Below are 24364 nucleotides of genomic sequence, written 5' to 3'. Positions count from 1 at the left end.
CCACCCACCCCCTCACCACTTGCCATGACGCCCCTCTTGTCCGACTGCTGTCCCGCTCCTGTGCCGTCTGCCGCGATGAAGGCACATCTTTCCATGGGGCACTGACAGCGGTGGGCGGGCTTGTGGAGGGCTGGTACCTGTACGGCGGATCCGTCGCGGTGTGACGGATCCGCCGTACGCCGTCGTGGCTGTGTGCCGGGGATCGGCGCGACGTGCGCCTGCGCGGCCTGCCGGGCCGATCCCGTGACGGTGCCGGCACCTGTGGACGTCACCGTTCGTGCGGTCAGCCCATGTGGACGGGCGCCGCGCCCTCGGTGTGCTGCTGCTTGCCCGCGTTGACGGCCAGGATCGTGACCGCCAGGCCGGCCAGGAACATGGCGCCGGCGGCGACGAAGGCCAGCGTGTAGCCGTGTGTCACGGCCTCACTCGCCCTCGCCACCAGGCCGAAGTCCTGGGTGGCCAAGCCCCGGTAGAGCGCGGAGGCCGCCTCAGGGAGCTTGTCGTCGGCCGCCGAGGTGGAGATCGTCGACAGGACCGCGAGACCGAGGGCGCCACCGATCTGCTGCGCGGTGTTCAGCAGCGCCGAGGCGACGCCCGTGTCCAGGTGATCCACGCCGCTCACCGAGGTCACCGTCATCGGGACGAACGCCATCCCCAGTCCGAGGGCGGTCACGAACATCGCGGGCATCAGATGGGCCGCGTACGAGGAACCGGTCTCCAGGGTGGAGAACCAGAACATGCCCGCCGCCGCGACCAGCAGGCCCGGTCCGGCGATCAGCCGGGGTGCCATGTGGGTGACCAGCTTGGAGCTGATGCCGGCGGCGGCTGCCATGCCGACGCTGAAGGGCAGGTAGGCGAAACCGGTCTTGACCGCGCTGTAGCCGAGGATCAGCTGCATGTAGAGGGTCAGGAAGTAGAACGTGGCGAACATGCCGGCGCCGATGAAGAGCATCGTGACGTAACTGCCTGAGCGGGTGCGGTCCTTGAACAGGCGCAGCGGCATCATCGGGTCCGAGACACGCGACTGGAGGAGCAGGAACGCGACGAGCAGCGCCGCTGCCGTGGCGAAGGACACCAGGGTGAGGCTGTTGGTCCAGCCGTGCTCGCCGCCGCGCGTGATGCCGTAGACCAGGGCGATCAGGCCGCCGGTACCGGTGATCGCGCCGGGGGTGTCCAGGCGGCCGGGGTGGCGTTCGGCTTCGACGAGGGTCTTGGTGCCGACGAGGACCGCCAGGCCGATCGGGATGTTGACGTAGAACACCCAGCGCCAGTCGAGCCCGTCGGTGAGTATGCCGCCCAGCAGCAGGCCGACGGTGGCGCCGACGCCTGCCATGGCCGCGTACACGCCCATCGCGGTGTTGCGCGCCTTGCCCTCCGGGAACGTGGTCGTGATCAACGCCAGTGCGCTGGGCGCGGCGATCGCCGCGCCGATGCCCTGGAGCACTCGGGCGCCGATGAGCAGGCCCTCGTTGGGGGCCAGACCGCCCAGCAGAGAGGCGAGGGTGAAGACGATGATGCCCACCTGGAACATGCGCCGCCGGCCGAAGAGGTCTCCCGCCTTGCCGCCGAGCAGCAGCAGTCCGCCGAAGGCGAGCGCGTAGGAGTTGACGATCCAGGCCAGGTTCGCGTCGGACACACCCAGGTCGGTCTGGATGCTGGGCAACGCGATATTGGTGATGGTGTTGTCGAGAACGACCATGAGCTGCGCCGCGGCGATCACGAAGAGCGCCAGGCCGAGATGCCGGCCGCGCGGTGACGCCCCGGGCGCCTCGGACGCCTGGGTGCCCGGCTGCGCCGGGACGACGGTGGTCGTGCTGTCGGAAGGCAAGGGGGAACTCCAATGGGTGACGGAGGGCGCGGAAAAGGGATTCACTCTCGTCTCGAGTAGCGAAAAACCTGGAATGTCAAATTCATTTCCCGGGCAGCCCGAATGAAGGGCTGCTGCACAGGCGAACAGAGTTTGGTCAAGTTCGGCGCCTTCGCGGAAATCGAAGGCACTACTGAATCCTCGAGACGTCGTGGACCCTAACACTCAGCCGCCGCTGATGACGCGCTTCCTGAGACTGTTTTCGATGTGACGATGTCGCGCTTGACGGAGCCGGTCGAGGTGTGGGCAATGCGGCAGGGATCAATGAATGGCCCGTGGTATCAATCAGCTCGATTTGTCAAATCCTGAATTCAGCATCGGCGTCGAAGTGGAATCCGCGGATTTCACTTTCCCGTGATGCCCCCTGTGCAAGCGGCGCCCGGTTCGGGGGTCTGTGGGCCTTGGACGTAGGCGGTGATGAACTGCTCGACGCGCGGGTCGGAGGCCGTGTCGACAGTCAGTTGGTGGCCCCACGCGGACAGCATGATCGTCCCGGACTGCTGGGCGACGGGACTCATCAGGGTGTAGGGCGTCCGGGCCACCCTCTCGGCGAGTTGCTTCACGTCGGTGGCACCGGCCAGGCCGTTGTACGTGATCCAGACAGCGCCGTGTTCCAGGGAGTGCACGGCGTTTTCGTCACGGATCGCCTTTGTGTAGACGGTGCCGTTACAGGTCATCCACGCCTTGTCGTGACTACCGCCGACAGGCGGGGTCATGGGGTAATCGACGTTTCCTTCGACGTGGTCGAATTTCAGTGCATCGGCGGCCCAGACCCTTTCGCCGTGTACGTTTTTCCTGGCCGCGGTGGCCTTGCGTTCGTAGTCCTGGTAGGCGTTGAACGCCCATTGGCCGACGAGCCAGGCGACGACGATCGCGCCGACCGTCAGAAGGAAGGCGCGGTGCCGGCGCTCACGGGAGCGGAGCGCTTCCTGTATGCGGGCCTCGTGCTTCGCTGTGGCCGCCTTGGCTGTGGCCCTCTTGGCTGTCGCGGCTCTGGTTCGCGGGTGACGGAGTCCATCACCGGGCCGCATACGCAGCCGGCCCCGAACGCGACGCCAGAAACAGGCCAGAACGCGACGCCGGAGGGGCCGGAAGAGCATCAGTCGTTCCAGGCGCCCGCCGCGTCGGTGCTCTTGGCGTACTCGGAGAAGTCCCGGGGAGAGCGGCCCAGCGCGCGCTGTACGCCGTCGCCGAGTGTGGCGAGGCCGCCGGAACGTACCTGCTCGTACAGACCGATGGACAGCTGCACCCACTCCTCGGGCACGCCCTGCGCGCGCTGCTCCTCCGCGTACGCCTCCGGGGTCAGCGGCACGTAACGGATGTCGCGGCCGGTGGCCCGGGCGATCTCCTCGACCGTCTCCTGGAAGGACAGCAGCCGGGGGCCGCTGAGCTCGTAGTGCCACCCGGCGTGCCCGGCCTCGGTGAGCGCGGCGACCGCCACCTCGGCGATGTCCTCGGCGTCGATGAACGCCTCCTTGCCGTCGCCGGCCGGCAGCCGTACCTCGCCGCTCATCACGGGATCGTGGAGGAAGTCCTCGCTGAAGTTCTGGAAGAACCAGCGAACCCGCAGCACCGTCCACTCCAGACCCGCCTGCTCCAGCGCTCGTTCCGCAGCCAGGACGCGTTCCTGGGCAGGGCCCCAGGCGTCGGAGGGCGTGGACAGCAGCACCGCGTGCCGGACTCCTGCGGCCCCGGCCTGCCGGGCGAACGCGGAGACGTCCTCAGCGGCCTGCGGTGTGCCGAGGCCGGGGTGCACCAGGTACATCCGCGTCACGCCGCGCAGCGCCGGCTCCCAGGTGGCGCGGTCCGTCCAGTCGAAGGACGGCGTACCGGAGCGGGACGCCGCGCGAACCACCACGCCCCGCTCCTGAAGCAGCCGCACCACACGGCGGCCCGTCTTGCCCGTAGCACCCGTCACCAGGATCATCTCGTCGCTCATGGACTCGACTGAACCAGCCGCCATCCGCCCCGGCCATGCCACGCAGACTCAGCTCCATATCCGTTCGTCTACGCTGACCGGCATGGATCCCCTCGCACTGACCAGCACGGATCCGCTGACCGACCTGTTGAACGGGATACGTACCGCCGGCGCGGTCTTCAACCAGTCCGCCCTCACCGGCACCTGGGCAGCGCGCTTCGAAGACCGCTCCCCCCTGGCCCTCACGGTCCTCCTGCGCGGCTCCGCCTGGATCACCCCCCAGGGCGGCGACCCGGTCAGGATCGGCCCCGGTGACGTCGCGGTGCTGTGCGGCGGCGCGCCGTACGTGATCGCGGACGACCCGGCCACCGAACCGGACGTGGTGATCCAACCCGGAGGACGCTGCACGACCACACAGGGCGAGGAGACGCTCGGCGCGCGAGTCCCGGACGCCGACACCTGGGACACGGCACGGATGGCAGGGGCGGACAGCACACTCCTCCTGAGCGGCCTCTACACCTTCGACAGCGGCACCCCGAGCCGACTGCTCGCCGCCCTCCCGTCCGTGGCCGTCGTCGAGGCGGACGTGGGTGCCTGCCCGGTCAGTGGGAGGACGTTCGAGGAGATCACCCGCGAGGAGTCCGGGCAGCAGATCCTGCTGGACCGGACGCTGGACCTGATGCTCATCACGGCCCTGCGCGCCTGGTTCACCCGCCCCGGCGCCCAGGTCCCCTCCTGGTACCGGGCCCACAGCGACCCCGTGGTCGGCCCCGCCCTGCGCCTGCTGCAAGCCCACCCCGCACACCCATGGACCCTGCCGGCCCTCGCCGCCAGGGCAGGCGTGTCACGAGCGAACCTGGCCCGGCGCTTCACCGCCCTCGTCGGACAGCCGCCGATGACCTTCCTGCGGGAACGACGCCTCACCCTGGCCGCCGACCTGCTCCGCGAGCCCGGCGCAACGCTCGCCGCGGTGGCGGACCGCGTCGGATTCGCCAACGCCTTCGCCCTCAGCGCCGCGTTCAAAAGGGAACACGGCATCAGCCCGAGCGAGCACCGGATGCGCGAAGGACAGAAGGAAGTCTGACCGGTCCGCCGCTGGTGACGGACTCGATCGCGGCGAGGGCGAGGGACAGGGCGCCGCGTGCGTCCTCGCCGGTGACGGACGGGGTGCGGCCGGTGCGCACGCTGTCGGTGAAGTCGGCGAGTTCGGCGACGTAGGAATCGTGGAAGAGATCCTGGTCGTAGGTGACGCACTCGGCGGTGGAACCGTCCGGGCCGTATGCGGTCAGGTGGGTACGGCGGAGGTCGCCCATCGTGAGCATGCCGGCCGAGCCGAGAACCTCCGCGCGGACGTCGTAGCCGTAGACGGCCTGGAAGCTGGCCTCGGCGGTGGCCAGGGCGCCGTTGTCGAAGCGGATCGTGACGACCGCGGTGTCGAGCAGGCCGCGGTCCTTGAAGTCGGGGCGGATCACAGCGTCTGCCATCGCGGAGACCTCGACGGGTTCGGCGCCGGGGTTGAGGTGGCGCAGGATGTCGAAGTCGTGGATGAGGGTCTCCAGGAAGATCGTCCATGGCGGTATACGGGCCGGGTCGGCGAGCTTGGGGTCGCGGGTGAGGGAACGCAGCAGTTGCGGTGTGCCGATGGCGCCGGCGGCGATCTTCTCGTGGGCGGCCCGGAACCCTGGGTCGTAGCGGCGGTTGAAGCCCACCTGGAGCGGTACGCCCGCGTCGGCGGCGACCGCGACAGCGCGGTCGGCCTCGGCGAGGGTGACGGCCATGGGCTTCTCGCAGTAGACCGCCTTGCCCGCCTTGGCCGCCGCCTGGACGAGGTCGGCGTGGGTGCGGGCCGGGGTGACGATCACTACGGCGTCGATCCGCGGGTCGGCGAGCAGCTCGCCGATGTCCGTGTAGGTGGTGGTGCAGCCGAGGCGCTCGCCCAGGCTTTGCGCGGCGCCGGGAGCGGGGTCGGCGATGGCGGCGAGCCGGACGCCGGGGAGGCGGTGAGCGAGGGTCTCGGCGTGGAAGGAACCCATCCGTCCGGCGCCGATGAGACCGACGGAGAGAGGCTGTTGGGTGGTCATGCGGGGACTCCGTACGTCACTTGTCGTCGGACGACTTCAGAAGGCTTCAGTGGGTGAAGGCGGCGCGGAAACGCTCCAGGGCTTGGGCGCTGTCGTCGGAGGCCCACGCCTCCATCGCCACCGTGCCCTCGTAGCCCAGCTCCGCCAGGGCGCGGGCGACCGCGGGGTAGTTGATCTCCCCGGTTCCGGGCTCGCGGCGACCGGGGACGTCGGCCACCTGGATCTCGCCGATCAGGCCCAGGCCGTGGGCCCGGCGGACCAGCTCGATGAGATTCCCCTCGCCGATCTGCGCGTGGTACAGGTCCAGGTTCATCCGCAGCCCGGGCCGGTCCACCGCCTGGACCAGGGCCAGGGTGTCCGCGGCCGTCGCGAACGGCACCCCGGGGTGGTCGACAGCGGTATTGAGGTTCTCCAGGGTGAAGGTGACCCCCGCACTCTCGCCCAGCTCGGCGATGCGGGTGAGCGTGTGACGGGCGGCGATCCACATGTCCGCCGTGGCCGGACCATCCACCGGCACCACCGGCAGGCCCTTGCCGTCCAGTCCGGTGCCATGCAGGTTCAGCCGAGGACAGCCCAGATGCTCGGCCGCCTTGAGCGACTCCTCCGCGGTGCGCAGGAGTTCGGCCGCCCCGTCCTCGTCGGTGAGGCTGCCGCGGATGTAGCCGGTCATGGAGGAGAAGTCGGCCGGGGTCCGGGCCAGCGCGTCCAGGTCGTGCCGGGTCCAGTCCCAGATCTCCACCTGAAAGCCGGCGTCGTGGATGCGCCGCGCTCGTTCGTCGATCGGCAGGTCCAGGAAGACCATCTCGGCGCAGACCGCCAGTGTGTACATCGCCGCCACCCTTACTCTCCGCGACTATGACTAGAACGTTCTAGGTACTAGAACGTTCTAGGAACCTGTGAGAGCAGTACGCCAGTCCCCGCGCACACCTGTCAAGACTTCGGTGGCCGGCGAAGCCTAGAACGTTCTATAGTCGATCTCCGGACAGGCGGCTCAGCCCAGGGAGGACAGGTGCCGGAAACCCCCGCGGTCCCCGACGGAAAGCGGCCGACGCTCGCGGACGTCGCGGCGCGGGCAGGGGTGTCGACGGCGCTCGTCTCCATCGTGATGCGCGATGCCAAGGGCGCCAGCGCGGCCACCCGCGAGCGCATCCTCCAAGCCGCGCGTGAGATCGGTTACCGCCCGGACGCCCGGGCGCGATTGCTGCGCAGCCGGCGTTCCAGACTGCTCGGGGTGCAGTTCGGCCTCCAGCATCCGTTCCACGCCGATCTGGTGGAGGGTATCTACGCGGCGGCCGAACCGGCCGGGTACCAGATCGCGCTGAGTGCCGTGACCGCCGGGCGCGGCGAGCGGCGCGCCGTCGAGACGCTGCTCGACGACCGCTGCGAGGCGCTGATCCTGCTCGGCCCGCAGGCCCCCGCCAAGCGGCTGGCGGAACTCGCCGGGCAAGTGCCGGTCGTCTCCGTAGCCCGCCGGCTGAGGCCGTCCGTCCCTGGCCTGGAGGTCGTACGGACCGCCGACGACGAGGGAGCCCGTCAGGCGGTGGACCACCTCGTCGCTCTGGGCCACCGCGACATCGCCCACATCGACGGCGGCCGGGCACCGGGGGCGGCCGACCGGCGCCGCGGCTACCGCACCGCCATGAACCGCCACGGCCTGAGCGAGCACATCCGCATCCTCCCGGGCGGGCTCACCGAGGAGGAAGGCGCCGAGGCCGCCCGGACCCTGTCGACCGCCCGCCCGCGCCCCACGGCCGTACTGGCCTTCAACGACCGCTGCGCGACCGGCGTACTCGACCTCTTGCTCCGCTCCGGCATCGCGGTCCCCGGAGACATCTCCGTCGTCGGCTTCGACGACAGCCATCTGGCCCGCCTGGCCCACATCGACCTCACCACGGTGGGACAGGACATCGCCCGCCTCGCCCACCTCGCCGTCAGCCGGGCCGTCGCACGCCTGGAGCGCGACGGGGTCCCGGCCGGGGAGGACGTCATCGCCCCCCGCCTCGTCGTCCGGAGCACAACCTCACCGCCCGGGTGAGCGCCGGCACGCAGATCCCGGCCCGTGCCGCGCCCGCCGCCGAGGGCGGCCGTGTGCTCTCGACCGCGAGCTGAACCAGCGGAGCCGACACCCGCGGCTGCACTCCAGCCACTTGACGCCGATGTCATGCAGCAGGCGGAGGGCCGACAACTGCTGGGTTGAGGCGGGCGAAGCCTTCCTGGCGCTGGTAGGGAAAGTACGGGTAGGGCGCCGTCCTGCCGCTCGCCGCATCGAGTTTCGCCATCTGGTCGGGCGTGAGCGTCCAGCCGACGGCGCCGAGGTTCTGGCGGAGTTGCTCCTCGTTGCGGGCGCCGATGATGACGGAGGAGACGGTCGGCCGCCGCAGCAGCCAGTTGATGGCGATTTGCGGAATGGTCTTGCCGGTCTCCTGCGCGATCTCGTCGAGGGCGTCGACCACGCGGTAGAGGTGTTCGTCCTCGACCGGCGGGCCGTAGTCCGCGGTGTCGTGCAGTCGGCTGTTGGCCGGCAGCGGCTGGTCCCGGTGGATTCTGCCGGTGAGCCGTCCCCAGCCGAGGGGACTCCAGACGAGGGCTCCGAGGCCCTGGTCAAGGCCGAGGGGCATCAGCTCCCATTCGTAGTCGCGGCCGATGAGGGAGTAGTAGACCTGATGTGCGACATAGCGCGGGTGGCCGTACCTCTCCGCGATCGCCAGGGACTTCATCGCCTGCCAGCCGGAGAAGTTGGAGATGCCGAGGTAGCGGACCTTTCCCGCTCGTACGAGATCGTCGAGTGTGGACAGGACCTCCTCGATCGGCGTGCCGGCGTCGAAGGCGTGTAGCTGGAACAGATCGAGGTAGTCGGTGCCGAGCCGACGCAGGGCGTCCTCGCAGGCGGTGATCAGACGCGAACGGGAGGAGCCCGCATCGCCTGGCCCTTCGCCCATCGGCAGGCTGGTCTTGGTGGACACGATCACCTGGTCCCTGCGGCCTTTGATCGCTTCGCCCAGCACCTCCTCAGAGGCGCCGCCGGAGTAGACGTCGGCGGTGTCGAACATCGTGATCCCGGCGTCGAGGCAGATGTCCACGAGGCGGCGCGCTTCTTGCGCATCGGTGTTGCCCCAGGCGCCGAACAGCGGTCCCTGACCACCGAAGGTGCCGGTGCCGAAGCTCAGCGCGGGGACTTTGAGGCCGGATGCACCCAGCCGCCTGTATTCCATGGCTGTTCCTCTCGTTGCCTGACCGATCAAACTGGTTAATGGTCCTGTAGTTCCGTTAGCGTGGGGCCTCAACGTAGCAGCCATGGACGATTAATGAAACTGGAGTACCGTTATGGAGCTTGAGGGTGCGGATCCGGGCACCGTCCGTCCCGGAGGGCGCACGGCGCGGGTGCGGTCGGCGGTGCTGCAGGCGGCCGGGGACGCCTTGGCTGAGGATGGCTTTGCCCACCTGGACCTCGCCGCCGTCGCGAGCCGCGCCGAGGTGGGCAAGACCACCGTCTACCGCCGCTGGGGAACGGTGCCCCGCCTGGTGGCCGACCTGTTGCTGGACATGGCCGAGCAGTCACTGCCACGGACCGAGACCGGCTCGCTCCTCGGTGATCTCAAGGCGAACGCCCGGCTCGTGCAGCGCACCTTGGCCGACCCGCGGCAGGGAGCACTGTTCAAGGCAGTGATCGCGGCCGCCACCTGCGAGGCGAAGACAGCCGAGGCCCTGCACCGCTTCTACGACATCCGCGTCAAGGAGTGGGCGCCCTGCGTCCAGCAGGCCATCGACCGGGGTGAGGTGCCTGAGGGCACCGATGTCCACGAGGTCATCCGTGCCGTCTCCGCCCCCCTCTACTACCGCCTGCTGACCACCGGCGACCGCCTCGACGAGGCCACCGCAGACCAAGCCGCCGAGGCCGCAGCGGCCGCGGCGCGCGCGGGAGCATACCTGCGGGGCGAAGGAGGTCTTGCGTGACCGTGTCGCCAGGGTGCCCGGGTGGCAGAACGGGTACGCGTCATCACTCGGGCACTCCGCGTGCCCACCTCGGTCCGGCTCACCTCGGTCCAGCGCGCGTCGTGATCCGCGTCAGCCCGCACAGGAGCCTCGAGCGGCGCGACGGGCTTTGAGCGCCCGGCCGCGTCGCTTTCGTGAGGACGCGCCTTCAGAGGTCGACCGGCGACGTGTCGTCGCCGGGCGAGGGGCGGACTCCTGTCAGCAGTCGTTCTTCCAGGACGGTTGCGTAGATGGCGGCGCGGGTGGCCGGGGGTGACTCGGGGGCCAGATCCCGCGCCGGAAAACGCAGCGGCGGCCGCGGAAGAGCACCACCGCCGTGGCGGCGACGACCATGTCGCCCGTGGCATCGGGTACGGCTTCGTGCGTGAGCGACTCGAGTTCGCCGCCCCGACGTTCGCAGAGGTCCTGGATGGCCGGGAGGGCGGACCGCAGGAATACGTCCATGTATTCCTGCGGTCCGCCGCAGGTGGCGTGGTCGTTCACGATGAGCCGGCCACCTCCGACGAGGGGGATCTCCGTATTCGGATCGCCTGACACGGTAACCGGAACTCTCGCGATCCTTCCCCGGTGCGGTCCACCCATGGTTGGCCTGAGGCGAGTTCACTGGCCGGACTTCCGGTATTCACGCCTGGGTTCAACCGTCGCTCGGGAATTCGCGTTCCCTGCGCAAGGAGTTGCGCTTGTGACGCATGAACGCGCCTTCCGAAAGCGTGTCATGTGAGCAAGTCAGCTGTGCACGCGATGTTCGTCCGCTACCTAGGAGTGCCTATGGCCCTCGCACGCCGTCCGTTCCGTGTTTCCGTGAAGGCGTCGGTGGTTGCCGTCGCCGCGGCAGGACTGGTCGCTCCTGGTGTTGTCGTCGACCAGTACGACAACGTCGCAGCCACCACGGCCGCCGTTTCGACGACCGCCGTTCCTCCGTCGACCGCCGTTCCTCCGTCGACCCCCGTACCTCGGCCGATCGCCGGCTGGCAGCACGATCGCCTCGCCTCCGGAGTCGACCTGTATCAGGGGAGGATCTCGGGCCGTCCCGGTGCGGATCACTGGACGGTCACGGTGCGTGCCGACGGCGCTCACCTCGCCACCGAGCAGGGCGCTCAGGCGCTGGCGGAGCGGCTGCGTGGCGCCGGGTTCAGCGCTCGTGGTGAGCGGGTCGAATGGCCGCGGGGTGCGGACCGCAGAGGGCTGGTCGGCGTACGAGTCCGGGTGGGCGAGTACGCCAACCGGACCGAGGCCGACGCGCAGCGTCAGGACCTCGTGGACGCGGGGTTCGACGCGATCAGCGAGTGGACCGGCGCGGACGGTGAGCCCGGCACCGGTCTGGCCCGGGTCAAGGTGGCGATCATCGACCCGCAGCGCTATGGCGGTGCGCTGGACGCCACGTACGGCACGGGTGTCGCCGGCCGGGAGAAGGTGAGCGACATGGCCGTCGGCGACGACGCCCTGCTCGGCGTCAACGCGGGCTTCTTCGTCATGGAGGGCAAGGACGGCGTGCCGGGCGCCTCGGCCGGCATTGCCGCGTACGACGGGGAGCTGCAGAGCGCGGCGACCAACGGCCGGATCGCGGCGGTGCTGCGCGGCGACGGTCTGCGCCCGGAGTTCAAGAAGCTCCGCACGGAACTCAGCGTCCGAGCGGGCGGGGCGTCCGCGATCGTGGACGGCATCAACCGCGTGCCCGGCCTGGTCCGCAACTGCGGTGGTGTCGGCGGCGACTCCCCGACCGAGGTGCCGCAGCACGATGTGACCTGCACCGATCCCGACGAGATCGTCGAGTTCACCGACGAGTTGGGTGCGAGCACCCCGGCCGGTGACGGCATCGAGGCGGTGCTCGACGCGAGCGGCCGGGTTCGGGAGGTGCGTCCGCGCGGCGGTGCCGTGCCGGATGGCGGCAGCGTCCTGGCCGGCATCGGCGAAGGAGCCTCCTGGCTGCGTACGCACGCGAAGCCGGGCAGCGAGCTGAAGGTGCGGCAGCGGATCCTGGACGAGAGCGGCCGCGAGCTCGAACTCGGCCCGCAGGACGACATCGTCAACGGCGGCCCCGAGCTGGTGCGCGACGGAAAAGTCGCGGTGAACTACGGAGCCGACGGCATCGAGCGGATCGGCGACCCGTCCTTCGCGTACACCTGGGGCATCAAGCGCAACCCGCGCATGCTCCTGGGCGTCGACCGGCAGGGCCGTGTGCTCCTGGTGACCGCGGACGGCCGCCAGCCCAGCTACAGCGACGGATTCGGGCTCAACGAAGGGGCGGAGCTGATCAAGTCGCTGGGCGCGGTGCGCGCCATGGCCCTTGACGGCGGTGGTTCGGTCACCACGGTGGTGAACGGCAAGGTGATCAACTCGCCGTCGGACGGCACCGAGCGGGCGGTGGGCGACGCGTTGCTGCTCACCCGCTGACGGCCGGCGTCATCCAGGCTGTCAGGTCTCGTGTCAGGTCTCGTGTCGGGGCTCGTGTCAGGCCGTGCAGGCGCAGGCCTGCGTTCTGGTCGGACACGGGCCTTTCACGGGCGGCCGGTGAGTGATGCGGCCGGCAACGGCGGGGCTCCAAGCCGACAACGGCGGGGCTCCAAGCCGCCGCCGGCCCGTCCCGGCCTCCGCCCGCGTTTCCGGACACGCGGACACGCCGCTGAACCGGCTCCAACTCCCCTGATCGCTTCAACTCCCCTGATCGAGGGCCCCAAGGCCGATTCGTCCCGCCGCCTCCGCCGCTTCCGCCGCCTCCGGCGCGTCATTGCGGTCCGGTTCGGTCGGATGTCGGGGAGAGGGCCGGCGGATGCGGGGCAGGAGCGTCGGGCTCCGCATGGTGTACGGCGCCCGGGGCGGGCGTACCCCTTGACTTCAACCCGGTTTCGGCGCCACATTCCTGACTCTGCATCAGAAACGGGGCGCCCGGAGCCCCTCGTGCTCCGGGCAGCACAGCACGGCCTCCCTTTCCCTGACCAGACTGGAGAGACCTGCCATGTCCACCCACGCTGATCCCGTCAGACGTACGCCACTCTCCGCCCCTTCGCGCCGCCGTGTGATCGGTGCCGCCGGCGCCGGCCTCGCTCTCGCCGGCGGGCTGCCGTACCCCGGCGGCCCTTACGCAGACGCCGCCGACTCCGCCGACCTGCCCCTCCTCGGCACGTACGACGTCGTGGTCATCGGCTCAGGAGCCGCCGGTATGACGGCCGCGCTCACCGCCGCCAAGCAGGGCCTGACGTGCGTCGTCGTGGAGAAGGCGGCCACCTTCGGCGGTTCGGCGGCCCGTTCCGGCGCGGGCATCTGGGTCCCGAACAACTCCGTCATCCTGGCCGCCGGGGTGCCCGACACCCCGGCGAAGGCCGCCACGTACCTCGCGGCCGTGGTCGGCGACGACGTCCCGGTCGTCCGGCAGAAGGCCTTCCTCGACCATGGGCCCGCCATGCTCTCCTTCGTCATGGCCAACAGCCCGCTGCGCTTCCGCTGGATGGAGGGCTACAGCGACTACTACCCGGAGTTGCCCGGCGGGCTGGCGCAGGGCCGTTCCATCGAGCCCGACCAACTCGACGGGAACATCCTGGGTGCGGAGCTGGCGCGCCTGAACCCGTCGTACATGACGGTCCCGGCCGGCATGGTCGTCTTCAGCGCCGACTACAAGTGGCTCGTCCTTTCCGCGGTCAGCGCGAAGGGGCTCGCCGTGGCCACGGAGTGCCTGGCCCGGGGGACGAAGGCGGCGCTGCTGGGCCAGAAGCCGCTCACCATGGGCCAGTCGCTGGCGGCGGGGCTGCGCGCCGGGCTGCTCAGGGCCGGCGTGCCCGTGTGGCTGAACACGCCGCTGACCGATCTGCACAGGGAGAACGGCGCCGTCACCGGCGCGGTCGTCACCAGAAACGGCGCACCCGGACTGCTGCGCGCCCGCCGGGGCGTCATCGTCGGCTCGGGCGGCTTCGAGCACAACGCGGCCATGCGCAAGCAGTACCAGGAGCAGCCCATCGGCACCCAGTGGACGGTCGGCGCCAAGGAGAACACCGGCGACGGTATCCGGGCCGGTGAACGGGCAGGCGCGGCGCTGGGATTGATGGACGACGCGTGGTGGGGCCCGGCGATCCCGCTCCCCGACCAGCCGTACTTCTGCCTCGCCGAACGCACCCTGCCCGGCGGGCTCCTCGTCAACGCGGCCGGAGCGCGCTTCGTCAACGAGGCCGCGCCGTACAGCGATGTCGTCCACACCATGTACGACCGCGACACGCCGAACGCCCCGCACATCCCGGCCTGGCTGATCGTCGACCAGAACTACCGCAACCGCTACCTCTTCAAGGACGTCGCGCCGACCTTCGTGTTCCCCGACGCCTGGTACGAGTCGGGCGCCGTCCACAAGGCGTGGACACTGGACTCGCTGGCCGCCTCGATCGGCGTACCCGCGGCCGCTCTGCGCGCCACCGTCGACCGCTTCAACTCCCTTGCCAGGAGCGGCGACGACACCGACTTCGAGCGCGGCGACAGCGCGTACGACCACTACTACACGGACCCCTCCGTCCGCCCCAACTCCTGCCTGGCACCGCTGTGGCTGGCCCCCTACTACGCCTTCCGGATCGTTCCGGGCGACCTCGGCACCAAGGGCGGCCTGCTCACCGACGCCCGGGCGCGCGTGCTCAGCCCGGACGGCTCGGTGATCCGCGGGCTGTACGCGGCGGGAAACGCCAGCGCCGCCGTCATGGGCCGCAGTTACGCGGGCGCGGGCTCGACGATCGGACCCGCGATGACGTTCGGGTACATCGCGGCACGGGACATCGCGGCGCGGACATGAGTCGTCAATCGCTTCAGCTACCTTCTCCAGCCTCTGATTCGCATCCGGACCGCCACGAACACGACGACGGCCAGTGCGACGACTGCGATGACCACCTTCTGGAAGACGCCCGCGTACTCGTCCACGTCCTGCCAGTTGGCGCCCAACTGGTAGCCGGCCACGACGAAGCCCGCGTTCCAGATCAGGCTGCCGAGCGTGGTCAGGTACAGGAACCGCCACACAGGCATCCGTTCGACGCCCGCGGGTAGCGAGACGAGGCTGCGGAACAGCGGCACCATCCGGCCGAAGAACACCGCCTTCGTGCCGTGTTTGAGGAACCAGCGTTCGGTGCGATCGAAGTCCGACGGTTTCATCAGTGGTGTGCGGATGATCAGGGAGCGGACGCGGTCGCGGCCGAGCCACGCGCCCAGCCAGTAGGTGAGCAGGGCGCCGGCGACGGAGCCGAGGGTGGTCCAGAACAGCGCCATGAACAGGCTCATGGTGCCCTGGCTCGCGGCGAAACCGGCCAGTGGCAGCACCAGTTCGCTCGGCGTCGGCGGGAAGATGTTGTCGATGCCGACGAGGAGCGCGGCGCCCGGTCCGCCCAGCTCGTCCATGATGTCCACCACCAGGCCGGCGAGACCTCCTGGCTGGTCGGCGGCTGCGGCATACATGATTTGACTCCCTCGGGTCGGCTGTGGAATTCCGCGGTGAAACCTGATGGATCGCCACGTGGTCAGCGCATCGTGAATGTGTGTTTTCTGTGCTCCGGCGGGGAATCTCGGCGGAATTCGCGGAATGCCGTCCACACCACGGACACGACCGCGACCGCCATGAGCGCGGCGAGGACCCGGAACTCCAGGGTGGGCGCGTACTGGTCCAACATCGCGTCCGGCATAGCGCCCGACATGTCCCCGGGCTCCGAGTGCCCGCCGGGTACGGGAAGGCCGGGCCCTCCCGGCAGGTCTCCCGGAGGCGTCGAATCCGCTGCCGGGAACAGCACGTGGAGATAGGCGCGGAACGAGGCCACCTGCACGAGGACAGGCACGTACCAGAGGCGGCGCGGCAGGTAGAACGCCGCGATCACGGTGAGTACCTCGGCCAGGTAGAAGTAGCGCTCGTGCATCGACGGCAGGAGGAACGGCACCAGGACAGCCGAAGCTGCTCCCATCAGCACGACTTTCGTTGTCGTAAGCCGCACTCGGCTGAGCCGTACGCCGAGGCACAGCCCGAGAATCACCAGTCCGGTCACCGCGATACCGATGGGCCGGATCACCTCCGCGTCGGCGCTCGCCGGGAGGAACTGGTAGATCGACGGCGCGAGCATCGACAGTGCCGGATACGCGCTCGTCTGGTCGGCATACACCGACAACAAGCGCCCTATGGGCGCTCCGACCAGCAACGCCGGCACGTCAAGGAGCAGGACGACCCCGGGGACGGCCGGCAGTACCCGCCACGGGATCCACCTTTTCCATGCGAGGACCAGCAGCAGCGGGAACAGGAAGACTGCCTGCAGTTTGAAGGCCAGCGACAGGCCGAAGAAGACGCCGGCCGGCCACGGCCGCCTGCGCAGGAGGAAGTACACGCCGCCGAGGCCGAACGCGGCGTAGAGGGAGTCGGCCTGCCCCCACATCCCGCTGTTGGTCGCCACGGTGGGGAGGCACAGCACGAGGAGGGCAGCCAGTGCCGGCAGCCGGCGGCCGGTGTGGCGCAGCGCGACGATGCGGTAGGTGAAGTACGCCAGGATCAGGTCGAACACCACCGAGATGACCTTGATCCCGATGAGTGCGGGTATCGGCAGATAGGTCAATGCCGCTATCAGGTAGAGATAAGGGACGTTGTAATCGGCGAAGTTGTACTTGAGAGCTCCGAATCCACCGTGTGTGGAAATGAATTCGTACCAGCCCTTGACGAAGAATTTGAAGTCGGTGGACTCGTGGTCGAACATGGCGACCCTGGCCACGACCGCGAGCACGACCGCGGTAACCACCAATCCCACTCGGCGGGATGTTCGCGTCTGCTTCTCGTCGATGTCGACGGATTCCGATGTTCCTGACACGCCGCGACCGTAGGACGCGTTTGTGCGAGTTACCTGAGAGCCGAACTCGCAGATTCCCAGGCTTCTTTCAGGTTCCGTCCAGGCCGCTTGCGGTTACGCCTGGCACACCTGTTGTCATGACTGGCACCCCTGCCCCGGCGACACCGCCGGACCTGACCGGTGCGACCAAGACCGCCACGGTCGACGTCGTGATCCCGGTGTACAACGAGGAACGCGCGCTGCGCGGCTGCGTGGACGTCCTGACGTCGTATTTGCGCGAACAGTTGCCGTTCGAGTGGACCATCACCATCGTCGACAATGCCAGCACCGACGCCACCCTGGCGATCGCCAACGAGCTGACCGAAGCCTCGGATCAGGTCCGTGTGCTGCATCTCGACGAGAAGGGCCGTGGCCGGGCCCTGCGCACCGCGTGGCAATGGAGCGACGCCGACGTGGTGGCCTATATGGACGTCGACCTGTCGACCGGCCTCGACGCGTTGCTGCCCCTGGTGGCTCCGCTGGTCAACGGCCACTCGGACGTCTCGATCGGCTCGCGGCTCGCCCCGAGCGCCAGGACCGTACGCGGCCCGAAGCGTGAGCTGATCTCCCGGGGTTACAACGCGCTCATCCGGCTCAGCCACGGCGCGAAGTTCTCCGACGCCCAGTGCGGCTTCAAGGCCGCGCGCACGGACGTGATCCGCCCGTTGCTCGGCCGCATCAAGGACGACAACTGGTTCTTCGACACCGAACTGCTGCTGTTGGCCGAGCACAACGGACTGCGGGTGCACGAGGTGCCGGTCGACTGGGTCGAGGACATCGACACCCGGGTCAGTATCGGATCGACCGCGCTCGAGGACATCCGGGGTCTGATCCGGGTGGCGAGGGCGAAGGCCGCCGGCACGGCAAGGGTCGCCGACCTGCCAAGGCGTCCGGAACCCCAAGCGGCCCACCCCGACGCGGTGTTGTCCCGACGGGACCCGGGTCTGCTCTGGCAACTGCTGTCGTTCGGCGTGATCGGCCTCTTGTCCACAGCGGTCACTCTGCTGCTCTACGCACTCTTGCGGCCGGCGATGCACCCGTTGGCAGCCAACCTGCTGGCGCTCGTGGTCACCACGATGTTCAACACCGAGGCCAACCGGCGGTTCACGTTCCTCGGCTCCCGTGGCTCGTCCGGCAGAGCGCACCTGCAAGGGCTCATCGTCTTCGGCCTCTACTACGCGTTCACATCGACCGCGCTGCTCGTCCTGCACTCGGCAGTGTCCGAACCCTCGCGTCTCCTCGAACTGTTCGTGTTGCTCGGCGCATCCGTGCTCGGCACGGCCGGCCGGTTCGTCCTGCTGCGCGGCTGGGTCTTCAAACAAGAAAAGGGAAACGTATGACCGCCGCCGATACCGGCCAAGCCCAACAGACGGAGCAGGCAGTGCCCGTCGAACCGCCTCAGCAACGTCCCCCGCACGGGCCGCGGTACGCGCTCATCGCGATCCTCGTGCTGGGGACGGTGCTGTACGGCTGGGTGATGTGGACCGGCAGTTGGGGCAACACGTACTACACGGCCGCGGTCAAGTCGATGTCGTCGAACTTCACGAACTTCCTGTTCGGTTCGTTCGACCCGGCCGGTGTGGTCACGATCGACAAACCGCCGCTGTCTTTGTGGCCGCAGGTGATCTCGGTGAAGATCTTCGGCATCCACCACTGGTCCGTGCTACTGCCGCAGGTGGTCGAAGGTGTCACGGCGATCTTCCTGCTGCACCGGACGGTCCGGATGTGGGCGGGCGAGAAGGCCGCGCTGATCGCCGCGCTGATCCTCACGCTCACGCCGATCACGGTGGCGACCACCCGCACGAACAACACCGACACCATGCTCGTCCTCACGCTCGTCGCGGCGGCATACGCCTTCACCCGCGCGATGAAGGCGCTGGACCCCCGTACCAGGACGAAGTGGCTGCTGTTCACAGCGTTCCTGCTCGGGTGCGGCTTCCTGGCGAAGATGGCGGCCGCGTACATCGTCATTCCTGCCTTCTTCGCCGCGTACCTGGCCGGGAGCAAGGCCCACTGGCGCCGTCAGATGCTCGACCTTGCCGGTGCGGCCGTCGTGCTCCTTGCGAGTTCGCTGTGGTGGGTCGCGGCAGTCGGCCTGTGGCCGGGCAAGAAGCCGTACATCGGCGGCAGCACCGACGGCACGGTCCTGGATCTGGTACTGGGCTACAACGGGCTCGGCCGCGTGTTCGGCGGTGAGGGGAACGGCAACGGCGGGGCACCGGCGGGCGGAGGTGGCCCCGGCGGACCCGGCGGCGCGAGTTTCGGCGGCCCGGGCGGCACGAGCTTCGGAGGTTCGTCCGGTGCGGGCCGGATGTTCGGCGAGGCGGTCGGCGGGCAGATCAGCTGGCTGCTGCCGCTGGCACTGGCCGCGCTGGCGTGCGCGGCGGTGCTCGGCTTCCGGCGCCTGCGCCGGTCCGCCCCAGCGGACACCGCGAACCGGGCGGGCTGGGTGCTGTGGGGCGGCTGGCTCCTGGTGAACGCCATCGTGTTCAGCAACCAGAAGGGCGTCTTTCACCCGTACTACACCACCCTCATGGCACCCGCGATCGGCGCGCTCGTCGGCGTAGGCACCGTGTGGGCGCTCCAGAAGTACCGGGAGAGCGAGGGACCGGCACGGTTCGCGTTGCCCGCCGGTGTCGCGGTGACGGCGGGGTGGGCGTGGGTGCTCGTCTCCCGGAACACCTCATGGCACGGCTGGCTGCGGTACGCGGTGCTGGTCGTCGCGCTGGTCGCGATCCTGGCCCTGGTACTGCGCAAGGTCCCGAGGATGGGACTCGGGCTCGGGCTCGGCGCGGTACTCCTCGCACCCGCCGTGTGGTCCGGTGCCGCTGCGGCCTCCACCACCGCCATCGCGAGCCTGCCGGCCGCGGGGCCGACGGTCGACACCATGCCGGCCGGCTGGGACAGCGCGGAACTCACCGCGGACCAGCGCAAGATCCTGGACTACGCCACATCGCATGCATCCGGAGAAGCGATCACCCTGGCCGTCGAGGGCGGCTCCCAGGCCGCGGGGGTGTACATCGTCGACAGCGACGCGACCGTGGTCGGCATGGGCGGGTTCGACGGCAAGGACCCGGTGCCCTCGCTGGACCAGTTGTCCACCTGGGTGCATGAGGGCAGGTTGCGGTTCGTGCTCACCGGCGGCGGGATGATGCAGATGGACGAGAAGACGGTCATCGAGCGGTCCAGGTGGGTCGAGCAGAACTGCAAGCCCGTGCTCAAGGCGGGCGAGGCCGGAACCCTGCACGAGTGCACGGATGCCTGAATCACAGCGTTCTCAGACAGTTCCCAGGTACTTCCCAGGTTCTTCGTCGATGCTGGTCAGGTGGATCAGCACAGTGGTGAGGCAGCCGTCCTGGTAGTGGACGACGAACCGAACATCCTGGAGCTGTTGTCGGCAGCGCTCAGGCTCAGCGGGTTCACCGTGCACGCGGCGAACTGCGGAGCCGAAGCGCTGGCCACGGCCCGGCGTGTCCGGCCGGACATCGTCATTCTGGACGTGATGCTGCCCGACACCGACGGCTTCAGCCTCGCCCGCAACCTCCGTACGGTCCATGACCGGCTGCCGGTGCTCTTCCTGACCGCACGGGGGGCCGTGGAAGACCGGATCGCGGGCCTGACAGCCGGCGGCGACGACTATGTGACCAAGCCGTTCAGCCTGGAGGAAGTGGTGCTGCGGCTGTGGGCGATCCTCCGGCGCACGGGCAGCGGCGCCGACATCCCGCAGGACGACGGCACCCTCCGGTACGCCGATCTCGTGCTCGACGAGGACGCCCACGAGGTCCATCGGGCCGGTCGGCTGGTCCAGCTGTCGCCCACCGAGTTCAACCTGTTGCGGTACCTGATGGTCAACGCCGAGCGGGTGGTCAGCAAACCGCAGATCCTCGACCGGGTGTGGAGCTATGAATTCGGTGGGGACGGCCGGATCGTCGAGTCGTACATCAGCTATCTGCGCCGCAAAATCGACTCGGTGCAACCGCCGCTGATCCACACCGTCCGGGGCATCGGCTACTCGCTGCGGCTGCCCAGGGAAGAGCGATGAGCAAGAACCGGTGGCGCAAACCGTGGACTCTACGGGCGCGTCTGGTCGTGGCGTTGCTCGTGCTGGCCACCCTCGGCCTGGGCACCATCGGGGTCGCGAGCGTCGTGATGATCCGCGAGTTCATGGTCGCCCGGATGGACGACCAGCTCAGGCTCCTCGTGCAACAGGTGGACGGCCGCCCGCAACAGTTGAGGCCGTCGCCGGAGGACCGGCGCAACTCCAACGGTCTGCCCACGGATTTCGCGCTCCAGGTGCTCTACCGCAACGGGAAGCCGCAGCTGTCCGCCCAGCCGGCCACGGTGGGGCCGACCCTGCCGTTGATCGACTCGACCACCGTCGGCCGGTACGACGAGCGCCCGTTCATGGTCGCCGACCAGCAGGGCGGTGCCGACTGGCGCGTCGTGGTGTCCAAGCGGACGATGCCCGACGGGCCGCGGATCATTGTGGCCGCGCAGTCGACGGAGACCACCGAGGCGACCGTGACACAGCTGATCTGGATCGAGGTCGGGGTCGGGATCGCTCTGCTGCTCGTCCTCGGCGGGGTCGGGTTCCTGCTGGTACTGCTGGGGCTGCGACCCTTGACCAAGATCGAGAAGACGGCGGAGGACATCACCGGCGGCCACCTCGATCTGCGGGTCGCCTCGGATGCGCACACCGAGGTCGGTCGGCTCGGTCGCGCCCTGAACACCATGCTCAGCAGGCTTTCCTCCGCACTGCGCCAACGGGAACGGTCCGAGGAGCGGCTGCGCAGGTTCGTGGCGGACGCCTCGCACGAACTGTGCACCCCGCTGACATCGATCCGTGGCTTCGCCGAGCTGAACCGCTGCGGCGGCGCGCCGGACCGGGCCGATGTGGACCGGCTGATGGGCCGGATCGAGGACGAGGCGATCCGGATGAGCCGCCTTGTGGACGACATGCTGCTGCTGGCACGCCTCGACCAGGAACGCGCACTTGACCTGGCCGAACTCGACATCCGCACACTCGTCGAGGACGCCGTGCACGACGCAAGGGTCCGCGACCCGCAGCGGCCACTGGTCCTCGAAAGCGCCGGAAAGCCGATCCGGGTCACGGTGGACGAACACCGGATGCGCCAGGTGATCACGAACCTCGTCGGCAACGCCTTGGCCCACACCCCGCCCAGCACGCCCGTGCACATCCGCGTGGGCATGTCCGCCACACGGCCAGAACCTCCCGTAGCCGTAGCGGGCAGTCTGGAATCGGGCGGCCGTGTCGTACTGGAAGTGATCGACCAAGGGCCCGGCGTGCCGCTGGAGGCCGCGCCGAACATCTTCGACCGGTTCTACCGGGTCGACGAGGCCCGCTCCCGCACCCGCGGCGGCACCGGACTCGGCCTGGCCATCACCGCCGCGATCCTGGAGGCCCACGGCGGCCGCGTCGAACTCAGGACGGCGCCCGACGAAGGCGCTCGCTTCGCCGTGCTGCTTCCCTGAGCAGGTCCGGTGAAGTCGGCTGCGGTTCGGGAGCGCCCAAAAGGGGCGTAGGAACTGCGCGACCAGCCACGATGACGCCGCAGCGGACTGACGGCACATCGCGGCCCCGCGGCGGAGCCGCATATCGACACAGCCGGCGGAGCGCTTGGTCCGCTACGGCTGTGCCCGAACCAGCCCTGCGTCGTACGCGGTGATCACGGCCTGGATGCGGTCCCTGGCGCCGATCTTGGCGAGGACCCGGCCGACGTGCTTCTTCACCGTGGATTCGGTGAGGACGAGCCGTTCGGCGATCTCTGTGTTGTTCCAGCCCCGGCCGATGGCGATGAGCACTTCCCTCTCGCGGCCGCTGAGGGTGGCGAGGCGGGGATCCTCGGTGGCAGGGGTGCTGGTCGGGGCGAGGACCTGGTGGGCGTAGGCGTCCAGCAGGCGCCGGGTCAGGCTGGGGGCCACGACGGCGTCGCCGGTGGCGACCGCGTGGATGCCGGCGACGATCTCCTCGGGGCGGGCGTCCTTGAGCAGGAAGCCGCTGGCTCCGGCGCGCAGTCCGTCGTGGGCGTACTCGTCGAGGTCGAAGGTGGTCACGATGAGGATGCGGGTCCGGCCGCCCCCGGCGGCGGTGATCCGGCGGGTTGCCTCCAGGCCGTCCATGCCGGGCATGCGGATGTCCATCAGGACGACGTCGGGGCGCAGTTCGGCTGCCATGCGGACGGCCTCCGCGCCGTGCTCGGCCTCGCCGACGCAGGTCAGGCCGGAGGTGCCCTCGATGAGCATGCGGAAGCCCATGCGCTGCAGGGGCTGGTCGTCCGCGATCAGCACAGTGGTCATGGCAGCGGTTCTTCTCCTGGTGCCGGCGGGGCGGGCTCGTCGGATGCGTGAAATACGACGTCGACGATCCAGCCGGGCCGGTCGTCGCGCGGGCCGATGGTGGCGGTGCCGCCGTACAGGGCGGCCCGCTGGCGGATGCCGACCAGGCCGTGCCCGGGATCGTCGGGCTGCGGCGACGGTCGACGTACCTCCGGCGGGGCTCCGGTGTCGGCGATCCGGATCCGGACTTGTCCGGCGTCCGCGGTCACGGTGACGTCGGCGGCGGAGCCGGCACCGGCGTGCTTGAGGGTGTTGGTCAGGGCTTCCTGGACGATGCGGTAGACGGTCAGCTGCACACTGTTGCCGAGCGTGTCGAGGTCGCCCACGGTCCGATAGGTGACGTCCAGTCCCGCGGTGCGGACCCTGGACAGGAGGGCGGCCAGATCGCGGATGCCGGGCTGTGGACTGAGCGGCCGTTCGCCGTGCTGCTTCTCGCGCAGGACGCCCAGGACACGCCGGAGTTCGCTCATGGCCTGGCGGCCGGTGTCGCCGAGGATGCGCAGGGACTGTTCGGACTGCTCGCCGCTGTTGGCGGCGAGGGTGGCGGCGCCGTCGGCGACACTGATCATGACGGAGAGATTGTGGCCGACGATGTCGTGCATCTCGCGGGCAACTCGGGAACGTTCGGCGGCGACGGTGAGCTGTTCGCGCTGGTCGCGTTCGATCTCCAGGCGCCGGGCGCGGTCCTCCAGCGCGGTCAGATACATCTGGCGGGTGCGCAGCGTCAGCCCGACGGCGGCAGCCGCGGTGACCGTCCCCAGCTCGAAGAACAGGCTCTGCAGCCAGCGTTCACTCGGCAGGAGGACGAGAACCGGAACCGTTTCCTGCGCGACGGCCACGGCAGCGACCCAGCCCAGTAGCCGCAGGGAACCGTAGCGGGCCATGGTGTACAGGGCGATGAACGCGGCGATGCCGGCCGCCACCTGCAGGCCCAGCGCCCCCTGGACGAGGGCGACCGGGGCGATCAGGAAATACACGGGGGCCGGGGCGCGGCGGCGCCACCACAGCGGCACGACGAGCGCGGCGGACACCACGTACGAGACGGCGGCCGGCAGGTCGTCGCGGACTTCGGTGTTCCCGAAGGGGCCGTCGCCACCGCCGTCGGAGAGCAGGTCGGTCAGGCCGATCACCGCGACGATCAGCACCACCGCGGTGTCGAGCAACCAGGGGTGCCGCCGGCCCAGTTGCTGCAGGCGGCGCTGGCGGCGCAGCAGCCAGTCCAGCAGGGGATGTTCCCAGCCGGCCTCGGGCGCAGGGGACGGCGAGGGTGCCGCCCCCTGCGCCCGGTCCACGGCGCCAGCCGCACGGTGCGGACTCATGAGCCCGA

20 protein-coding genes are annotated in these 24364 nt (G+C 69.6%); 9 read left to right on the top strand and 11 right to left on the bottom strand.

Going from position 1 to position 24364, the window contains the following annotated elements:
• Positions 1-283 precede the first annotated feature (283 nt).
• From G5C60_RS24870 to G5C60_RS24860, 3 genes are all read right to left on the bottom strand, one after another.
• The gene (locus G5C60_RS24870) at positions 284-1828 is read right to left on the bottom strand and encodes an MFS transporter (RefSeq protein ID WP_165263007.1); all 1545 of its coding nucleotides are present in this window, start codon (positions 1826-1828) and stop codon (positions 284-286) included.
• 383 nt (positions 1829-2211) lie between these two features.
• On the bottom strand, positions 2212-2898 hold the full coding sequence (locus G5C60_RS24865) for a DUF3105 domain-containing protein (protein WP_165263005.1): 687 nt from the start codon (positions 2896-2898) through the stop codon (positions 2212-2214).
• A gap of 68 nt (positions 2899-2966) precedes the next feature.
• Positions 2967-3806, bottom strand: a complete 840-nt coding sequence (locus G5C60_RS24860) for an NmrA family NAD(P)-binding protein (protein ID WP_165263003.1) — start codon at positions 3804-3806, stop codon at positions 2967-2969.
• A gap of 82 nt (positions 3807-3888) precedes the next feature.
• On the opposite strand from G5C60_RS24860, the gene G5C60_RS24855 reads away from it, so the two are divergent.
• Complete coding sequence (locus G5C60_RS24855; RefSeq protein ID WP_165263001.1) at positions 3889-4869, top strand: AraC family transcriptional regulator; 981 nt, start codon at positions 3889-3891, stop codon at positions 4867-4869.
• Here the strand turns inward: G5C60_RS24855 and G5C60_RS24850 are convergent.
• Both G5C60_RS24850 and G5C60_RS24845 read right to left on the bottom strand, forming a co-directional pair.
• A complete protein-coding gene (locus G5C60_RS24850) occupies positions 4823-5866 on the bottom strand; it encodes a Gfo/Idh/MocA family oxidoreductase (RefSeq protein WP_165262999.1) in 1044 nt (347 codons plus the stop codon). The two genes, G5C60_RS24855 and G5C60_RS24850, sit on opposite strands and share 47 nt — an antisense overlap.
• A 46-nt stretch (positions 5867-5912) precedes the next feature.
• Positions 5913-6695: a TIM barrel protein gene (locus tag G5C60_RS24845; protein WP_165262997.1), complete on the bottom strand. Its 783-nt coding sequence runs from the start codon at positions 6693-6695 to the stop codon at positions 5913-5915.
• Between the two features lie 180 nt (positions 6696-6875).
• Here G5C60_RS24845 and G5C60_RS24840 point away from each other — a divergent pair, with 180 nt between their 5' ends.
• A complete protein-coding gene (locus tag G5C60_RS24840; RefSeq protein WP_165262995.1) occupies positions 6876-7901 on the top strand; it encodes a substrate-binding domain-containing protein in 1026 nt (341 codons plus the stop codon).
• Between the two features lie 124 nt (positions 7902-8025).
• On the opposite strand, the gene G5C60_RS24835 is transcribed toward G5C60_RS24840, so the two are convergent.
• Positions 8026-9078 carry an aldo/keto reductase gene (locus G5C60_RS24835; RefSeq protein WP_165262993.1) on the bottom strand — a complete coding sequence of 351 codons (1053 nt, stop codon included), beginning with the start codon at positions 9076-9078 and terminating at the stop codon, positions 8026-8028.
• Between the two features lie 112 nt (positions 9079-9190).
• Here G5C60_RS24835 and G5C60_RS24830 point away from each other — a divergent pair, with 112 nt between their 5' ends.
• Complete coding sequence (locus G5C60_RS24830) at positions 9191-9820, top strand: TetR-like C-terminal domain-containing protein (protein WP_165262991.1); 630 nt, start codon at positions 9191-9193, stop codon at positions 9818-9820.
• 237 nt (positions 9821-10057) lie between these two features.
• Here G5C60_RS24830 and G5C60_RS24825 read toward each other — a convergent pair whose 3' ends face one another.
• Complete coding sequence (locus G5C60_RS24825) at positions 10058-10342, bottom strand: hypothetical protein (RefSeq protein ID WP_241267040.1); 285 nt, start codon at positions 10340-10342, stop codon at positions 10058-10060.
• A 285-nt stretch (positions 10343-10627) separates the two neighbouring features.
• Here G5C60_RS24825 and G5C60_RS24820 point away from each other — a divergent pair, with 285 nt between their 5' ends.
• Both G5C60_RS24820 and kstD read left to right on the top strand, forming a co-directional pair.
• Positions 10628-12253: a phosphodiester glycosidase family protein gene (locus G5C60_RS24820; RefSeq protein WP_165262989.1), complete on the top strand. Its 1626-nt coding sequence runs from the start codon at positions 10628-10630 to the stop codon at positions 12251-12253.
• A gap of 562 nt (positions 12254-12815) precedes the next feature.
• Complete coding sequence (gene kstD, locus G5C60_RS24815) at positions 12816-14624, top strand: 3-oxosteroid 1-dehydrogenase (RefSeq protein WP_165262987.1); 1809 nt, start codon at positions 12816-12818, stop codon at positions 14622-14624.
• A 17-nt stretch (positions 14625-14641) separates the two neighbouring features.
• Here the strand turns inward: kstD and G5C60_RS24810 are convergent, their stop codons facing one another.
• Both G5C60_RS24810 and G5C60_RS24805 read right to left on the bottom strand, forming a co-directional pair.
• Positions 14642-15277: a DedA family protein gene (locus tag G5C60_RS24810; RefSeq protein ID WP_165262985.1), complete on the bottom strand. Its 636-nt coding sequence runs from the start codon at positions 15275-15277 to the stop codon at positions 14642-14644.
• A 62-nt stretch (positions 15278-15339) separates the two neighbouring features.
• A complete protein-coding gene (locus G5C60_RS24805) occupies positions 15340-16662 on the bottom strand; it encodes a glycosyltransferase 87 family protein (protein ID WP_165262983.1) in 1323 nt (440 codons plus the stop codon).
• A 116-nt stretch (positions 16663-16778) separates the two neighbouring features.
• On the opposite strand from G5C60_RS24805, the gene G5C60_RS24800 reads away from it, so the two are divergent.
• The 4 genes from G5C60_RS24800 to G5C60_RS24785 are packed head-to-tail and all read left to right on the top strand — an operon-like array spanning position 16779 to position 22173.
• Positions 16779-18020, top strand: a complete 1242-nt coding sequence (locus G5C60_RS24800; RefSeq protein ID WP_165262981.1) for a bifunctional glycosyltransferase family 2/GtrA family protein — start codon at positions 16779-16781, stop codon at positions 18018-18020.
• Positions 18017-19945: an ArnT family glycosyltransferase gene (locus G5C60_RS24795; RefSeq protein WP_206439962.1), complete on the top strand. Its 1929-nt coding sequence runs from the start codon at positions 18017-18019 to the stop codon at positions 19943-19945. Before G5C60_RS24800 ends, G5C60_RS24795 begins: the two co-directional genes overlap by 4 nt.
• A gap of 60 nt (positions 19946-20005) precedes the next feature.
• The gene (locus G5C60_RS24790) at positions 20006-20722 is read left to right on the top strand and encodes a response regulator (protein WP_165262979.1); all 717 of its coding nucleotides are present in this window, start codon (positions 20006-20008) and stop codon (positions 20720-20722) included.
• Positions 20719-22173, top strand: a complete 1455-nt coding sequence (locus G5C60_RS24785; protein WP_165262977.1) for a sensor histidine kinase — start codon at positions 20719-20721, stop codon at positions 22171-22173. The genes G5C60_RS24790 and G5C60_RS24785 overlap by 4 nt, the downstream gene beginning before the upstream one ends.
• Positions 22174-22326: 153 nt before the next feature.
• Here the strand turns inward: G5C60_RS24785 and G5C60_RS24780 are convergent, their stop codons facing one another.
• Together G5C60_RS24780 and G5C60_RS24775 are read right to left on the bottom strand one after the other, a co-directional pair.
• Complete coding sequence (locus tag G5C60_RS24780; RefSeq protein WP_165262975.1) at positions 22327-22998, bottom strand: response regulator; 672 nt, start codon at positions 22996-22998, stop codon at positions 22327-22329.
• On the bottom strand, positions 22995-24356 hold the full coding sequence (locus tag G5C60_RS24775; protein ID WP_165262973.1) for a sensor histidine kinase: 1362 nt from the start codon (positions 24354-24356) through the stop codon (positions 22995-22997). The genes G5C60_RS24780 and G5C60_RS24775 overlap by 4 nt, the downstream gene beginning before the upstream one ends.
• Between the last annotated feature and the right edge of the window lie 8 nt (positions 24357-24364).

It is taken from the genome of Streptomyces scabichelini (assembly GCF_011045015.1).
GTDB lineage: Bacteria > Actinomycetota > Actinomycetes > Streptomycetales > Streptomycetaceae > Streptomyces > Streptomyces scabichelini.
Note: the sequence above shows the minus strand (reverse complement) of the source record. Positions and strands in the feature narration are given on the sequence as shown.

Coding starts and splice junctions, on each gene's coding strand:
- G5C60_RS24855 (WP_165263001.1), top strand. CDS start 3,889: ATGGATCCCCTCGCACTGACCAGCACGGATCCGCTGACCGACCTGTTG.
- G5C60_RS24830 (WP_165262991.1), top strand. CDS start 9,191: ATGGAGCTTGAGGGTGCGGATCCGGGCACCGTCCGTCCCGGAGGGCGC.
- G5C60_RS24785 (WP_165262977.1), top strand. CDS start 20,719: ATGAGCAAGAACCGGTGGCGCAAACCGTGGACTCTACGGGCGCGTCTG.
- G5C60_RS24835 (WP_165262993.1), bottom strand. CDS start 9,078: ATGGAATACAGGCGGCTGGGTGCATCCGGCCTCAAAGTCCCCGCGCTG.
- G5C60_RS24780 (WP_165262975.1), bottom strand. CDS start 22,998: ATGACCACTGTGCTGATCGCGGACGACCAGCCCCTGCAGCGCATGGGC.
- G5C60_RS24860 (WP_165263003.1), bottom strand. CDS start 3,806: ATGAGCGACGAGATGATCCTGGTGACGGGTGCTACGGGCAAGACGGGC.
- G5C60_RS24800 (WP_165262981.1), top strand. CDS start 16,779: ATGACTGGCACCCCTGCCCCGGCGACACCGCCGGACCTGACCGGTGCG.
- G5C60_RS24820 (WP_165262989.1), top strand. CDS start 10,628: ATGGCCCTCGCACGCCGTCCGTTCCGTGTTTCCGTGAAGGCGTCGGTG.
- G5C60_RS24795 (WP_206439962.1), top strand. CDS start 18,017: ATGACCGCCGCCGATACCGGCCAAGCCCAACAGACGGAGCAGGCAGTG.
- kstD (WP_165262987.1), top strand. CDS start 12,816: ATGTCCACCCACGCTGATCCCGTCAGACGTACGCCACTCTCCGCCCCT.
- G5C60_RS24850 (WP_165262999.1), bottom strand. CDS start 5,866: ATGACCACCCAACAGCCTCTCTCCGTCGGTCTCATCGGCGCCGGACGG.
- G5C60_RS24845 (WP_165262997.1), bottom strand. CDS start 6,695: ATGTACACACTGGCGGTCTGCGCCGAGATGGTCTTCCTGGACCTGCCG.
- G5C60_RS24865 (WP_165263005.1), bottom strand. CDS start 2,898: ATGCGGCCCGGTGATGGACTCCGTCACCCGCGAACCAGAGCCGCGACA.
- G5C60_RS24810 (WP_165262985.1), bottom strand. CDS start 15,277: ATGTATGCCGCAGCCGCCGACCAGCCAGGAGGTCTCGCCGGCCTGGTG.
- G5C60_RS24775 (WP_165262973.1), bottom strand. CDS start 24,356: ATGAGTCCGCACCGTGCGGCTGGCGCCGTGGACCGGGCGCAGGGGGCG.